Annotated in this window: 15 protein-coding genes; 8 read left to right on the top strand and 7 right to left on the bottom strand. The window is 56.5% G+C overall.

Features of this window, described 5'->3' with window-relative positions; genetic code table 11:
* Positions 1 to 45 precede the first annotated feature (45 nt).
* Both dgcA and Q1B13_RS21325 read left to right on the top strand, forming a co-directional pair.
* Positions 46 to 1,011, top strand: coding sequence for an N-acetyl-D-Glu racemase DgcA (gene dgcA / locus Q1B13_RS21330; protein WP_299083654.1), 966 nt, complete (start codon positions 46 to 48; stop codon positions 1,009 to 1,011).
* A gap of 11 nt (positions 1,012 to 1,022) precedes the next feature.
* Complete coding sequence (locus tag Q1B13_RS21325; protein WP_299083651.1) at positions 1,023 to 1,883, top strand: D-amino-acid transaminase; 861 nt, start codon at positions 1,023 to 1,025, stop codon at positions 1,881 to 1,883.
* Positions 1,884 to 1,942: 59 nt separating this feature from the next.
* On the opposite strand, the gene Q1B13_RS21320 is transcribed toward Q1B13_RS21325, so the two are convergent.
* The 3 genes from Q1B13_RS21320 to Q1B13_RS21310 all read right to left on the bottom strand — a co-directional run bounded on the left by Q1B13_RS21320 (position 1,943) and on the right by Q1B13_RS21310 (position 3,431).
* Positions 1,943 to 2,257 carry a DUF1244 domain-containing protein gene (locus Q1B13_RS21320; protein WP_299083648.1) on the bottom strand — a complete coding sequence of 105 codons (315 nt, stop codon included), beginning with the start codon at positions 2,255 to 2,257 and terminating at the stop codon, positions 1,943 to 1,945.
* A 108-nt stretch (positions 2,258 to 2,365) separates the two neighbouring features.
* Positions 2,366 to 2,605: a DUF6868 family protein gene (locus tag Q1B13_RS21315; RefSeq protein WP_299083645.1), complete on the bottom strand. Its 240-nt coding sequence runs from the start codon at positions 2,603 to 2,605 to the stop codon at positions 2,366 to 2,368.
* An 88-nt stretch (positions 2,606 to 2,693) separates the two neighbouring features.
* The gene (locus Q1B13_RS21310; RefSeq protein ID WP_299083642.1) at positions 2,694 to 3,431 is read right to left on the bottom strand and encodes an N-formylglutamate amidohydrolase; all 738 of its coding nucleotides are present in this window, start codon (positions 3,429 to 3,431) and stop codon (positions 2,694 to 2,696) included.
* Positions 3,432 to 3,548: 117 nt separating this feature from the next.
* Between Q1B13_RS21310 and pyk the strand changes: the two genes are divergently transcribed.
* The 5 genes from pyk (at position 3,549) to rplT (ending at position 8,037) form a co-directional block, all read left to right on the top strand.
* Positions 3,549 to 4,994, top strand: coding sequence for a pyruvate kinase (pyk, locus tag Q1B13_RS21305; protein WP_298937162.1), 1,446 nt, complete (start codon positions 3,549 to 3,551; stop codon positions 4,992 to 4,994).
* Positions 4,995 to 5,270: 276 nt separating this feature from the next.
* Positions 5,271 to 5,708 carry a universal stress protein gene (locus Q1B13_RS21300; RefSeq protein WP_120634485.1) on the top strand — a complete coding sequence of 146 codons (438 nt, stop codon included), beginning with the start codon at positions 5,271 to 5,273 and terminating at the stop codon, positions 5,706 to 5,708.
* A gap of 13 nt (positions 5,709 to 5,721) precedes the next feature.
* Positions 5,722 to 7,275: a sodium:alanine symporter family protein gene (locus Q1B13_RS21295; RefSeq protein WP_298937161.1), complete on the top strand. Its 1,554-nt coding sequence runs from the start codon at positions 5,722 to 5,724 to the stop codon at positions 7,273 to 7,275.
* A 181-nt stretch (positions 7,276 to 7,456) separates the two neighbouring features.
* Positions 7,457 to 7,657 carry a 50S ribosomal protein L35 gene (rpmI, locus tag Q1B13_RS21290; protein WP_010443552.1) on the top strand — a complete coding sequence of 67 codons (201 nt, stop codon included), beginning with the start codon at positions 7,457 to 7,459 and terminating at the stop codon, positions 7,655 to 7,657.
* 14 nt (positions 7,658 to 7,671) lie between these two features.
* On the top strand, positions 7,672 to 8,037 hold the full coding sequence (gene rplT, locus Q1B13_RS21285; protein ID WP_120634483.1) for a 50S ribosomal protein L20: 366 nt from the start codon (positions 7,672 to 7,674) through the stop codon (positions 8,035 to 8,037).
* 132 nt (positions 8,038 to 8,169) lie between these two features.
* On the opposite strand, the gene Q1B13_RS21280 is transcribed toward rplT, so the two are convergent.
* The 3 genes from Q1B13_RS21280 to Q1B13_RS21270 form a co-directional block, all read right to left on the bottom strand.
* Entirely contained in the window at positions 8,170 to 8,988 is an 819-nt protein-coding gene (locus Q1B13_RS21280) for a DUF2189 domain-containing protein (RefSeq protein WP_298937160.1), read from the bottom strand.
* Positions 8,989 to 9,162: 174 nt separating this feature from the next.
* Positions 9,163 to 9,612 carry a hypothetical protein gene (locus Q1B13_RS21275; RefSeq protein ID WP_298937159.1) on the bottom strand — a complete coding sequence of 150 codons (450 nt, stop codon included), beginning with the start codon at positions 9,610 to 9,612 and terminating at the stop codon, positions 9,163 to 9,165.
* Positions 9,613 to 9,756: 144 nt separating this feature from the next.
* Positions 9,757 to 11,148 (bottom strand): aminotransferase class III-fold pyridoxal phosphate-dependent enzyme, encoded by a 1,392-nt coding sequence (locus Q1B13_RS21270; RefSeq protein WP_299083639.1) that lies wholly within the window; start codon positions 11,146 to 11,148, stop codon positions 9,757 to 9,759.
* A 221-nt stretch (positions 11,149 to 11,369) separates the two neighbouring features.
* On the opposite strand from Q1B13_RS21270, the gene Q1B13_RS21265 reads away from it, so the two are divergent.
* Positions 11,370 to 12,998: an acyl-CoA synthetase gene (locus Q1B13_RS21265; RefSeq protein ID WP_299083635.1), complete on the top strand. Its 1,629-nt coding sequence runs from the start codon at positions 11,370 to 11,372 to the stop codon at positions 12,996 to 12,998.
* Here the strand turns inward: Q1B13_RS21265 and Q1B13_RS21260 are convergent.
* The gene (locus tag Q1B13_RS21260; RefSeq protein WP_299083632.1) at positions 12,995 to 13,336 is read right to left on the bottom strand and encodes a DOPA 4,5-dioxygenase family protein; all 342 of its coding nucleotides are present in this window, start codon (positions 13,334 to 13,336) and stop codon (positions 12,995 to 12,997) included. The two genes, Q1B13_RS21265 and Q1B13_RS21260, sit on opposite strands and share 4 nt — an antisense overlap.
* Positions 13,337 to 13,435 lie beyond the last annotated feature (99 nt).

The raw sequence follows: 13,435 nt of genomic DNA, 5'->3' as shown, positions 1-13,435 counted from the left end.
TGTGAGGGTTGCGGGGCGCCCAATGAGGCAGACAAGGGAACAAGCATGCAAGTTGATGTTTCGCGGGATGTATTCCAGTTGGCGCAGGTTTTTACCATTTCCCGCGGGTCACGAACGAAGGCCGAAGTTCTGACGGTGCGTCTGTCGGACGGCACGCATCAGGGATGGGGCGAGTGTGTTCCCTATGCCCGCTACGATGAAACGCTGGCTTCGGTTGAGGCTGAGATCGCAGGTCTGCCCGCAGATTTCACGCGCGACAGTCTGATGGGTTTGCTGCCTGCAGGCGCCGCCCGCAATGCGGTCGATTGCGCGCTGTGGGATCTGGAATGCAAGCAAGCAGGCAAACGCGCCTGGGAACTGGCAGGCCTTCCGGTACCGACCCCCGAGATCACGGCTTACACCCTTTCTTTAGACACACCCGAGGCGATGCGCGCTCAGGCTGCCCAAAACGCCCATCGCCCATTGCTGAAGATCAAGTTGGGAACACCTGATGACATGCCCAGGCTTGAGGCCGTGCGGACCGGCGCCCCAAATGCAACCATCATAATCGATGCCAACGAAGGCTGGTCGGCCGAGGTTTATGCCGATCTGGCCCCTCATCTGGTGCGGCTTGGCGTTGCATTGGTCGAGCAACCTCTGCCTGCTGGGGACGACGATACGCTGTTCGGGATGGAGCGTCCGGTGCCCGTTTGTGCAGACGAATCCTGTCACGACCGGTCAAGCCTTCCGGCGCTCACGGGCAAATACGATGTGGTCAACATCAAGCTGGACAAAACCGGCGGTCTGACCGAGGCGCTGCAACTGCGCGAGGCAGCGCTGGCCGAAGGGTATAGCGTCATGGTTGGCTGCATGGTCGGCAGCTCGCTGGCCATGGCGCCTGCGACATTGCTGGCGCAGGGTGCGATGGTAACGGACCTTGACGGCCCGCTTCTGTTGGCCGAAGACCGCAACACCCCGCTGACTTTTGATGACGCCGGAGTGCACCCACCCGAAGTGGCGCTCTGGGGTTGAGGAGAGAAGACATGACCCGCACCGTTTATGTGAATGGCGAATATTTGCCGGAAACCGAGGCGAAGATTTCGATCTTTGATCGGGGTTTTCTGATGGCGGATGCCGTCTACGAAGTGACCAGCGTTCTGGATGGAAAGCTGATCGACTTTGAAGGCCATGCGGTACGGCTTAAACGGTCTTTGGACGAATTGGACATGGCTGCCCCTTGCAGCAAGGAGGATCTGCTCATTATTCACCGTAAGTTGGTCGAGCTGAATGACATCGAAGAGGGGTTGATTTACCTTCAGGTCACGCGCGGAAGCGACGGCGATCGGGACTTTGTATTCCCGGCGGATGACACCAAACCAACCATCGTTTTGTTCACTCAGAACAAACCTGGATTGGCGGATAGCCCAGCCTCCCGTAAAGGCGCCAAGATCATTTCAATTGACGACATTCGGTGGGGTCGCCGCGATATCAAAACGGTGCAGTTGCTGTACCCATCGATGGGCAAGATGATGGCGAAAAAGGCTGGCGCGGATGATGCGTGGATGATCGAAGATGGCTATGTGACCGAAGGCACCAGTAATAACGCTTACTTCGTCAAAAACGGCAAGATTGTCACCCGCCCACTGTCAACCGACATCCTGCATGGAATCACCCGCAAGGCGGTACTGCGCATGGCGGCTGAAGCACAGATGGAAATCGAAGAGCGCCTGTTCACCATCGATGAGGCAAAAGAGGCTGATGAGGCCTTCACCACCTCGGCCAGCGCGTTTGTTATGCCAGTGGTCGAAATTGACGGTGTACAGCTGGGCGACGGAACGCCGGGTCGGATCGCCAAACGTCTGCGTGAGATTTACCTGGATGAAAGCCGTAAAGCCGCAATCTGACGGCAAAAACGCAAAAAGCCCGCCAGACCGGCGGGCTTTCGACATATCAACCCGGCCACCTAGTCCTTCTTGCCTACGTTTTCCTCAAACGCGACGTCGAATTCGGCCTTTTTCTCGGGGCTGGCTTCAGTTTGATAATTAGCTTTCCACTCATCCATCGTCATGCCGTAGAAAACCTGACGGGCCTCATCTTTGCCCATCTCGATGCCTTTTTCGTTGGCCGCTTCCTGATACCAGCGCGACAGGCAGTTTCGGCAAAAACCGGTCAGGTTCATCATATCGATGTTTTGCACATCCGTCCGGTCCCGCATCAGGTGTTTTTGCAACCGGCGGAAGGCAGCGGCCTGAAGTTCGATTTCGGTTTGCTGATCCATGGTTGGGCTCCGAGTTGTTGGCGTATTGGTTTCGAGTGACCTAGCAAGCCTCAGGCTGTGTTACAATGGTACCGCGCTTGTGACCGATGGCGATTGCCGGCGAATACCTTATGCAAGGTGCAGCGCCAGCCATGGCATCAGGCAGAATACGATAATCAGGATCTTGTAGTTTGCCAAATATCGAAAATAGGCTTTTTTGACGTCCGCGCGCTCCATCTGAAACATGCGCCCGTGGATGCCGGCGATCCAGTCCAGCATGATCAGGATCATCAGGGTGCTAAACAGCAAAACGGCGATGTTGAGAACGGTCATCCAGCCGAAAACGGTTGTCAGGAATTCCTGTGTCATCTTTGCCTCCTTCGTCCCAATAATGTGGGAATTGTCGGGCTGTCTCACAATAGTTCGAGGCTTAAAACGGCCGCTGCTGGCCCTTATGTCACAGACAGCTATCTGCCAGAGCGTCTTGCAGAATCTTTGCCAGTCGCTCTGCCCATTCGCGTTGCCCATGGTGATCCGCAATCAGATCATTGCGCAATTCAATCAGCGCGTTGGGACGCCCGTGCACCGTGCAGTGCCTGTCTATCGCATCACCGGGCAGCACGCCCGTGTAAGGCTCGTTCACGCCAACACACAGATCACCTTCGGCCTCTAATCGGTTGATCAGCGGATCCGCGAACCGCTTGTCCGGGGTGTGTAAGACACCGACATGCCAGGGGCGCGGCTCACGTCCACGAAGTTGCCGCGTGAATGAGTGCATGGACACGATCACAGCATGGGGCAGGGCAGCCATGCGTTCCAAAGCCTGATGATAGGGGCGGTAGCACATGTTCAGACGTCGCTCACGCTCGGCAGCATCGGCGCGGCGGTTGCCGGGAATGATCGACCCATCATAGAGTTTCATCAACAGCGTCGGATCATCCTCGCCGCGGTTCGGATCAATCACCAGACGCGAGAAATTGGCCGCAATCACTGGGGCGTTCAGGATCTCGCCCAGATGTTTCGAAACCTCGTAGGCCCCGACATCATAAGCGATGTGACGCTCCATATCTTCACGGGGCAAGCCCAGATCTCCGCCGTTGATTTCCGGAGGAACCATGTTTGTTGCATGGTCGCATGTGATCAGCCAGCGGGACGGGCGATCCTCGCCGTGCGTAAAGAAGGGGGTGTACGTCATGTGCCTGTCATCAAGTTTGTCGCAGGTGTAGTGCAGTTGCCTCAGAAAGGGAATTGCGCAATAAGCACCCTAACGCTGTTTGCGGTAACATTGAGAGATTTAGGAGAGCAACTACCAATGCGACGCCTGAGAAATGTAAAAATCGTGGCGACGCTGGGACCGGCGTCTAATGATTACGACACCATCCGCGCTTTGCACGAGGCGGGCGCCGATGTGTTTCGTCTGAACATGAGCCATGGCAGTCACGATGAAATCCGCGAACGGCATCGGATTATTCGGCAAGTCGAAAAGGATCTTGATAGCCCGATCGCCATTCTGGCTGACCTTCAGGGGCCCAAGCTGCGTGTGGGTGTTTTCGCCGCGGATGCGGAAGAGCTGGAAGAGGGCGCATCCTTTCGTCTGGATCTGGATCCAGCAGCAGGGGACGGAACCCGCGTTTGTCTGCCACACCCCGAGATCTTTGCAGCACTTGAGCCCGGGTCACGCCTGCTGGTGAATGATGGCAAGATACGCCTGTTTGTGCAGGAGTGCGGTCAGGACTTTGCCAATTGCAGCGTAGAAGTCGGTGGCACGATATCGAACCGCAAGGGCGTGAACGTTCCGGATGTCGTGTTGCCGCTGGCAGCACTTTCAGCCAAGGATCGTGGCGATCTGGAATTTGTCTGCCAACTGGGCGTTGACTGGCTCGCGCTGAGCTTTGTTCAGCGTGCAAAGGATGTGTTCGAAGCGCGCGCACTGGCCGATGGCCGCGCTGCTATTCTTTCCAAGATCGAAAAACCCGCCGCGGTCGAAGCGTTCGACGATATCCTCGACGCGTCAGACGGGATCATGGTCGCCCGGGGCGATCTTGGTGTTGAACTGCCAGTTTCAGCGGTTCCACCAATCCAGAAACGTTTGGTTCGCCGGTGTCGCGGTGCGGCCAAACCCGTGATCGTCGCTACGCAGATGCTTGAAAGCATGATTGAAAGCCCAATGCCCACACGGGCCGAGGTCTCGGACGTGGCAACCGCCATCTACGAAGGCACAGACGCCATCATGCTCAGTGCCGAATCTGCCGCCGGTTCCTATCCGATTGAGGCTGTGCAGACCATGAACAAGGTTGCGATCGAGGTTGAGGCCGACCCGACCTATACCCAGATCATCGCCGCCTCGCGTAGTGCCAAAGGAACCACAGTTGCTGATGGTATCGTTGCGGCGGCCCGTGAAATTGCCGAGAAAACTGACATCAAGGCGATCTGCTGTTTTACCCAAAGCGGGACAACGGCGTCGCTGACTGCGCGCGAACGGCCCGGTGTGCCGATCATCGCCATGACCTCACAAAAAGGCACGGCACGTAGATTGTGCCTCAGTTGGGGCTGCAACTGCGTGATGACGCCCGAGCTGGAGCGGTTCAAAAGTGCCGTTGTGAACGCAGCCCGCGCAGCCCGCGCGGGTGGATTTGCCACCGAAACCGATCAGATCGTTGTGACAGCAGGTGTGCCTTTCAACGTGCCCGGTTCGACAAATATCTTGCGCGTTGCCCCGTGTGACGAACGCCTGATTTACAGCACTGATCCGGAGTAAACCGGGCCAAGACTCCGACTGATTAGAGAGATTCTGGCAGCGGCCTCATCTGGTGTGACACCTGATGAGGCCGCTTCTGTCGTTTCTGGTGCTCAAAAAAGCATTGATTTTCAGCATTTTATGACACTTATGAGCGAATTCGACAAAATGAGTTTCCTTTTCAGGTAGAATTTCCTGATAAATGACCTAAGGGCAGTCAAAGCCAAATGTTCCAAGTTCCGGCTGCTCTGCCGGGGGCACGGGCCCCGGTGAAATTAACAATAATGGAGGAACGAGATGACAACAAAGATTGTCATAGGACTGGACGGGACAGAAACCGGAGAGCGCGCGATCGCATTTGCCAAAGACTTGGCGAAGCGGATCGGGACATGCGAACTTCTGGTTGCGTATGTAATCGAATGGTCCCCCTACACTTTCCAAACACCGGAAGAAAACGCACAGCGTCACAAGCGGCGCGAAGAAGAGGTTGATCTGGCGACAACACGCATTGTCACGCCGGCTGTCGACGCTCTGAAAGCAGCCGGATTTGAAGCACATGGAATAGTGCGTCACGGAGACGTGGCGGAAACGCTGAATTCCATAACGGTTGAGAACGGCGGTGTGCAAATCGTCGTTGGCCGGGCTTCGGCGGATGGGTTCAAGAAACGCCTGTTTGGCAGCTCGACCCAAAATCTGGTGATGCACGCAGATGTTCCGGTCACGGTTGTGAATTGAGGGAGGCGCAAGAATGAAAACGCTAAAACAACTGGGCCTGCCCGCCGCAATTGCGGCTTTCACGGCCAGCGCGGCAGCCGCGCAAGAGGCGCCTGGCCTCGATGATAAAATCAACCAAGCTTTCGCTGATCTGACAGGACCGTTTGTCAGCTTTATCTTTGCCCCGTTTCCAGGAACGGGATTCCCATGGATCGTGGGGTGGCTGGTTATTGCGGCCACTGTGTTCACGCTCTACTTCGCCTTCGTGCAGCTCCGGTTTTTTAGCCACGCGATCAGCCTGGTTAAAGGCGACTATTCTGATCCCAACGATGCGGGTGAGGTCAGCCACTTTCAGGCCCTGGCCACGGCTCTCTCGGGTACGGTCGGTCTGGGCAACATTGCTGGTGTGGCCGTCGCCGTGGGTATCGGCGGGCCGGGCGCCACGTTCTGGATGATCGTCGCGGGCCTGCTGGGCATGGCGTCGAAATTCACCGAATGTACTTTGGGTGTGAAATACCGGAACGAATATGATGACGGCACCGTGTCCGGTGGTCCGATGTACTACATGTCCAAAGGGTTCGACGAGCTGGGTCTGCCGGGCGGCAAGATACTGGCGGTCCTGTTCTCAATCTTCTGTATCCTCGGTGCGCTGGGCGGTGGCAACATGTTCCAGGCCAATCAGGCGCATCAGCAGATTGCGGGCATTACCGGCGACTATCCCGGCTGGATCACCGGTCTGGTTTTTGCGGCAATCGTCTTCATGGTGATTGTTGGCGGTCTGAAATCCATTGCGCGCGTGACCGAGAAGGTCGTGCCGTTTATGGGGGTCATGTATGTGGCAGCGGCACTGGTGATCATCATCATGCACGCCGATCAGATCGGTTGGGCCTTTGGTCAGATCTTCGCTGGTGCCTTCACCGGCTTGGGCGTTGCTGGTGGCATGGTCGGTGCATTGATCCAGGGCTTTCGTCGTGCGGCGTTTTCGAACGAAGCAGGTGTTGGTTCTGCGGCCATCGCACACTCGGCGGTTCGGACCAAAGAGCCGATCACTGAAGGCTTCGTGTCGCTGCTTGAGCCGTTCATCGATACGGTCGTGATCTGTACCATGACTGCGCTGGTGATCATCATCACCCAGCAGCTGATCGTCGATCCGGATACCGGCAAATACATGCTCAACGAAGCAGGCAACGCGATTGCCACTGTCGATGGCAACTCGGGTGTCAGCCTGACCTCAGCGGCCTTTGGCAGCGCCTTCAGCTGGTTCCCATACGTGCTGGCGATTGCAGTGGTTCTGTTTGCCTTCTCGACCATGATCAGCTGGTCCTACTACGGCCTCAAAGCCTGGACCTATCTGTTCGGCGAAGGCCAGACCAAGGAACTGGTGTTCAAGGTCATCTTCTGCATCTTCGTGGTCATCGGTGCCGCCGCCAACCTCGGCCCGGTCATCGATTTCTCGGATGCGGCGATCTTCGCGATGGCGGTTGTGAACGTCTTTGCGCTCTACTTCCTGATGAAAGTGGTGCGTCAGGAGCTTGCATCCTACAGCGAAAGACTGAAGAGCGGTGAAATCCGTAAATTCGGCCATTAATCATACCACCGGGGCGGCCCTTGTCGCCCCGGTGCCTGACCAACCTGCAAAAACCGCAGATTCTGGTCCAAACCCCCTTGCCAGTATGACCGAACTTGCGTAAACGGCGCTTCTGATCGCGTGACCGGCCAATGTGGCATGCCGAGTCGCGTTTAGTACCGAACCCCGAAAGGAGACGGAAATGCCTAAGATGAAGACAAAGTCGAGCGCGAAAAAGCGCTTTAAGGTGACTGCGACCGGTAAGGTCCTTGCTGGCCAGGCCGGCAAGCGTCACGGCATGATCAAGCGGACCAAGAAATTCATCCGCGATGCCCGTGGCAACACCACCCTGTCCGCCCCCGACGCCAAGATCGTCAAGGGCTACATGCCCTACGACCGCTAAGAGGAGATTTAGAGATGTCCCGCGTTAAAGGTGGAACCGTAACCCACGCCCGTCACAAGAAGATCATTAAGGCCGCAAAAGGCTATTATGGTCGTCGCAAAAGCACCTTCAAGGTCGCCTCTCAGGCCGTCGACAAGGCCAACCAGTACGCGACCCGTGACCGTAAGAACCGCAAGCGCAACTTCCGCGCGCTGTGGATCCAGCGGATCAACGCTGCTGTGCGTAGCCATGACGAGGCTCTGACTTATTCCCGCTTCATCAACGGCCTGACTCTGGCCGGTATCGAAGTGGACCGCAAAGTTCTGGCCGACCTGGCCGTGCACGAACCGGAAGCGTTCGGCGCGATCGTCGCCCAGGCTCAGGCTGCTCTGACCGCCTGATTGTCTTTTAGAGAGACAGTGAATGAAGGGCCGTCCCGTATGGGGCGGCCTTTTTTGTTGATAGCCGAAAGTGAACTCAGCAACACTCCGGCAAAATAATGCCCACAACGCCCATGGTGATGCTCGGATAGATCACTCCTGCGCTGGTGATACCGCCCGTTGATAAAGATGCCACGTGGCGTGGCCCAGGATCGGCAGGGTGAAAATCAGGCCCAAAAACGCTGGGACCAGCGACAACAGTATCGTAACTGAGGTGATCGCTGCCCAAGTGAGCATGACACCCGGGCTTTCCGCAACGACGCGCAAGGACGTTAACATGGCTGAAACGAAATTGATCTCCCGGTCGAGCAGCATGGGCATGGCAACGACGGTCACCGAAAATAGTACCGCCGACAGAAATGCGCCGACGCAGGTGCCGATGGCAAGGAAGGTCCAGCCCTGAGATGTGAAGAATACGGTATTCAAGAACCCTTCAAAATCCGAAAAAGATGCGTTCTGCAGGGTGATCGCCAGCCAAAGCCGGATTTGGTAAATCCACACCCAGAAAATGAACAGGGTGACAAAGGCCATCCATCCCATTTCGCGTTTGCGTTGATTGGCCATCACGGTAAGGATTTCTGACCAGCCGAAACTCTCTCCGTTCTGCAACCGCCGGGACATTTCGTAAAGCCCGGCAGCGGCAAAGGGCGCGACCAGCGGAAAGCCTACGATGGCAGGAATGATCATCCAGATCTTGCCGAGCCAGACCAGACTCCAAACCATCAGGATTCCGAAAACCGCATAGAACAAGCCGAAGAAGCAGCTCATGAAGGGGCGCGCCAGAAAGTCGGAAAACCCTGCATTCAGCGATGCTGTGATATCACCCGTGGTTACCTTATTGATTTGGGGCCCGGCCGCATGTTGCGGCCTCAGGTTTTCCGGTGGTGTAGATCCTGTAGTTTTGGATGCCATGACACACTCCTCTCAAAGAATGGTGTCGCGCTGGGTGGTCTGCCAACTTGCTAAGCGGTGAAGCAGACATCCTTCCTGACTAAAGTCTGCATCAGTGGAGGTATAAGAGCAAGAAGTAGGATGGCAGCCATAATTCTGCTGGCGTGCATAGTTAACTTTAGCGGAGCCTCGTGCCTAATTGCTGGGGTCTTTCTTCACCAACTGGGCCGCAAACGCCACGCCCGTACCGGGTCCGGCATAGGTGATCATAATCACGTCATCCAGATAAACGCCGTTGAATATTCCCGCTGAAACATCATCGCCCGATATCCCGGCCTCGGCCAGAACAAAGCGGGTTGGGTCGTCTAAGCTGAAGGTGCCCATTGCTTCTTCGACGATCCAGTCTTTGTCACCGATCCGCCGCCAGCGGTTGGTGGCGGTGATCAGGTTGCCATCCAGCTTCGTGATCTCCAACTCCATTTCGGTCTGCAGCAGACCTCTATCGTGGTTTGGGTTCGATTTGGCGAAGGCCACCAGATAGGTGCCGGTCCAGGTTCCGACGATCTGCGGAAAGCCGCTGCCGTCATCAGCAGAGGCCGGAGTGGCGATGGCAAGGATAAGGGCTGCGACGAGATTGCGTAACATCAAGAGGGTCTCCTGCGTCGGGATGTGGTGATCACAGGCTATCCGAGTTCGGGAAATTGACAAACTCTGGTGTTCCAAAGAAAAAACCGGCGCGGATAGCGCCGGTTTTCACAATTCCAACAGGGCAGGTGCCTAGATATCAGGTCAGCCAAACACCCGGCCCAACGCGCCATCGACTGCATCGGTGATTTGATCGATATCATCCGCTGTTGCGATCAGTGCCGGTGAGAAGCACAGCGTGTTGTTGCGACCTGGAACCGAGCGGTTGGTGACGCCGATGATGACGCCTTGCGCCATACAATCCGCCACAACCGCTTGTGCCAGCTTCTCGTCAACAGGTTCGCGAGATGACCGGTCCGCGACCAACTCGGCCCCCAGGAACAGGCCCTTGCCGCGCACGTCGCCGACGACTTTGTGCTTTTCCATCAGTGCCTGCAGGTTCGCTGTCATGCGATCGCCCATATCGACACAATTGCCCAGCAGATTTTCAGCTTCGATGATTCGCATGTTCTCGATCGCGGCTGCCGGACCAGCGGTACAGCCGCCAAAGGTTGAGATATCGCGGAAGTAGTTCATCGGATCAGCGGCATCGTCCTTGAACATGTCGAACACGTCTTCGGTGGTCACAAGGCACGCAATCGCCGCATAGCCCGAGGCAACACCCTTGGCCATGGTCACGAAATCGGGCTGTATGCCGTATTGCTGATAACCGAACCAGGTGCCGGTACGGCCAACGCCGCAGACGACCTCATCAATATGCAGCAGGACATCGTATTTCTTGCAGATCTCCTGCACGCGCGGCCAATACCCGTCGGGCGCTTCGATCACGCCGCCGCCAGCGGTGACCGGCTCAAGGCAGAGGGCGCCAACAGTCTCGGGGCCTTCACGCAGGATCACCTCTTCGATCTGGTTGGCCGCCCATTCACCAAAGTTCTCTTCCGGTGCGCCGTCCAGCTCGTGCTTGCGGTATTCCATGCAATGGGGCACGCGCACGAAACCCGGTGCAAAGGGGCCGTACTGCATGTTGCGTTCGTCCTGACCACCTGCTGACATCGCTGCCAAGGTCGAGCCGTGGTAGTCACGGTCGCGATACAGGATCTTGGTCTTCTTGCCGCCATAGCGCTTATGCGCGATCTGGCGGATCATTTTGAAGGCTTTCTCGTTCGCCTCAGAGCCGGAGTTGGTGTAATAAACCCGGCTCATGCCTGGCATCTTTTTGATCAGCTTTTCTGCAAACAGGGCACCGGGGATCGAACCAGCTGAATTCGCGAAATAGCACAGTTTCATCAACTGGTCGTAGACCGCCTTACAGATCGATTCGCGACCATAGCCTACGTTCACAGTCCAGACCCCACCCGAGACCGCATCCAGATGCTCTTTGCCCTTCTGGTCCCAGACCCGCATGCCTTTTCCTTCGACAATGATGCGCGGATCATTGGTTTCAAAGGGTTTATGCTGGATCAGGTGGTGCCAGATATGGGCGCGGTCGGCCTCGACCACGCGGGAAAGATCGTTTTCGTTGAACGTGCCGTCCATGACATGTCCTTTCAATGAGATGCGGTGTGCGGGAGATGGAAAGACCACGTCCCTGCATGTGTTTAAGATGCTTCAGATCACCGCGAAAGACCGGATGTAGATAGGGCCAGATCACATCATCCCGTATCGCCAGTCGATGCGGCCGACGTATTTATACGGGTTTGTCAGACGGGTAACTTTATGCTCAAGTCGCGCGCACTGCGATAACGGAGGATTGGCGGATGACTGACCCTAACATCTATGAACGTCATTTGGACAAATGCCGCGCAAATTACACGCCTCTGTCACCGCTCAGTTTTATTGAACGCACCGCGCAGGTGTATCCGGATTACCCTTCGGTGGTGTACGGCGATCGCAGATACACCTGGGCAGACACCTACGCCCGCTGCCGCCGGCTGGCCAGCGCCCTGAATGCAAGGGGCGTGGGACTGGGGGATACCGTTTCGATCATCGCAGCCAACATCCCCGAGTTGTATGAGGCGCATTTTGGCGTGCCCATGGCAGGGGCGGTTCTGAACGCGATCAACACGCGATTGGATGCGCCGGTCATTGCGTTCATTCTGAACCATGCGGAAGCCAAGGTGCTAGTCGTCGATCCTGAGTTTTCGGAAGTCGCTAAAGAGGCCTTGAAGCATGTCGAGCGCGACCTTCTGGTCATCGATATCGAAGATCCCAGCTTTGATGGCGGCATGCGTCTGGGCGACCTGACCTATGACGCATTGCTGGGCGAAGGTGACCCGGAATTCAATTGGTCACTACCCGCCGATGAATGGGACGCAATCACGCTGAACTACACGTCGGGAACAACCGGCAACCCAAAGGGAGTAGTTTATCATCATCGTGGGGCCACGCTGAATGCGCAGTCGGACATTCTGGACTGGGACATGCCAAAGCATTCCGTCTACCTGTGGACGCTGCCGATGTTTCATTGCAATGGCTGGTGTTTCCCTTGGGCCATGGCGGCCAACGCCGGGGTCTCGGTCTGTTTGCGCGCGGTGCGGGCTGAACCGATCTATGCGGCCTTCAGGGATGAAAAAGTCAGCCATTTTTGCGGCGCGCCGATTGTGTTGAACATGCTCGCCCATGCGCCGGATCACCTCAAGGATTTCGGCCACCAGATCAAGGTGATGACCGCCGGTGCCCCGCCACCCGCAGCGGTAATCGAGGCGATGGAGGCGATGGGTATCGAAGTGACCCATGTCTATGGGCTGACCGAAACCTACGGCCCATCGGTTGTGTGCGCGTGGAAAGAAGAATGGGATAGCAAGACCGCCGAAGAACGCGCTGCGCTCAAAGTGCGGCAGGGTGTCAGATACACCGCCTTGTCGGGGCTGATGGTGGCTGACCCGGAAACTCTGGATCCGGTGCCAGCAGACGGCGAAACCATGGGTGAGATTTTCATGCAGGGCAACGTTGTGATGAAAGGGTATCTGAAGAACCCCGAAGCCACGGATAAGGCTTTTGCTGGTGGCTGGTTCGCCTCAGGTGATTTGGGTGTCATGCATCCCGATGGCTACATCGCGCTGAAAGACCGGTCCAAGGACATCATCATCTCTGGGGGTGAGAATATTTCATCCGTCGAGGTTGAGGGCGTTCTGTACAAACATCCTGCCGTGATGGAGGCCGCGGTCGTGGCCAGACCGGATGAGAAATGGGGCGAAACACCGTGCGCCTTCGTCGAGCTAAAGCCGGAAGCATCGGTGACCGAAGCAGATCTGATCGCCTTTTGCCGGGACAATATGGCCCATTTCAAAGCGCCAAAATCGGTGGTGTTCGGAACCTTGCCAAAAACGTCAACGGGCAAGGTTCAGAAGTTCGTTCTGCGGGATCAGGCGCGCGCCCTGGTTTAGGTGTGAACCTTGTCAAAGATGGATAAATCCAGGTCCAGCATCTCGCCCATCCATATGGCTCTGTCACGGTGATCCGCGAGATGATCACCGGTTTCCGGGTGGGTGAATATCGTGAGCCCCTGTCGGTTCAACATCAGCCATGGAATGACCTGATCAAACGCGTCTGCCGCAAAACCCAGTTGGCAACTCCAACGGGGATGCGGTCCAACGTTTCGCGCGTGCATCCGTCCCATTTGGACTGGAAAAAGGTGCGCTGCCTCTTCGCAGATCTGTTGCGCTGTTGCTTGGGTGTCTGGGTCGAAATAGATATGCGCGTGATAGCCGGTGACTTCTGGCATCTGAACCTCATTTTGTAATGAATCAAAGCTAGGTCCAATCGCCGCTCTGGACTACCCGCACCAGCACACAGGGTCTGTGCTGAACGCCACAAAAATTTG

The organism is uncultured Ruegeria sp., assembly GCF_947489545.1.
Lineage (GTDB): Bacteria > Pseudomonadota > Alphaproteobacteria > Rhodobacterales > Rhodobacteraceae > Ruegeria.
Note: the sequence above shows the minus strand (reverse complement) of the source record. Positions and strands in the feature narration are given on the sequence as shown.

Bases quoted from the DNA above. Each gene is read 5' to 3' on its own strand.
- dgcA (WP_299083654.1), top strand. From the start codon at position 46: ATGCAAGTTGATGTTTCGCGGGATGTATTCCAGTTGGCGCAGGTTTTT.
- Q1B13_RS21325 (WP_299083651.1), top strand. From the start codon at position 1,023: ATGACCCGCACCGTTTATGTGAATGGCGAATATTTGCCGGAAACCGAG.
- Q1B13_RS21320 (WP_299083648.1), bottom strand. From the start codon at position 2,257: ATGGATCAGCAAACCGAAATCGAACTTCAGGCCGCTGCCTTCCGCCGG.
- Q1B13_RS21315 (WP_299083645.1), bottom strand. From the start codon at position 2,605: ATGACACAGGAATTCCTGACAACCGTTTTCGGCTGGATGACCGTTCTC.
- Q1B13_RS21310 (WP_299083642.1), bottom strand. From the start codon at position 3,431: ATGACGTACACCCCCTTCTTTACGCACGGCGAGGATCGCCCGTCCCGC.
- pyk (WP_298937162.1), top strand. From the start codon at position 3,549: ATGCGACGCCTGAGAAATGTAAAAATCGTGGCGACGCTGGGACCGGCG.
- Q1B13_RS21300 (WP_120634485.1), top strand. From the start codon at position 5,271: ATGACAACAAAGATTGTCATAGGACTGGACGGGACAGAAACCGGAGAG.
- Q1B13_RS21295 (WP_298937161.1), top strand. From the start codon at position 5,722: ATGAAAACGCTAAAACAACTGGGCCTGCCCGCCGCAATTGCGGCTTTC.
- rpmI (WP_010443552.1), top strand. From the start codon at position 7,457: ATGCCTAAGATGAAGACAAAGTCGAGCGCGAAAAAGCGCTTTAAGGTG.
- rplT (WP_120634483.1), top strand. From the start codon at position 7,672: ATGTCCCGCGTTAAAGGTGGAACCGTAACCCACGCCCGTCACAAGAAG.
- Q1B13_RS21280 (WP_298937160.1), bottom strand. From the start codon at position 8,988: ATGGCATCCAAAACTACAGGATCTACACCACCGGAAAACCTGAGGCCG.
- Q1B13_RS21275 (WP_298937159.1), bottom strand. From the start codon at position 9,612: ATGTTACGCAATCTCGTCGCAGCCCTTATCCTTGCCATCGCCACTCCG.
- Q1B13_RS21270 (WP_299083639.1), bottom strand. From the start codon at position 11,148: ATGGACGGCACGTTCAACGAAAACGATCTTTCCCGCGTGGTCGAGGCC.
- Q1B13_RS21265 (WP_299083635.1), top strand. From the start codon at position 11,370: ATGACTGACCCTAACATCTATGAACGTCATTTGGACAAATGCCGCGCA.
- Q1B13_RS21260 (WP_299083632.1), bottom strand. From the start codon at position 13,336: ATGCCAGAAGTCACCGGCTATCACGCGCATATCTATTTCGACCCAGAC.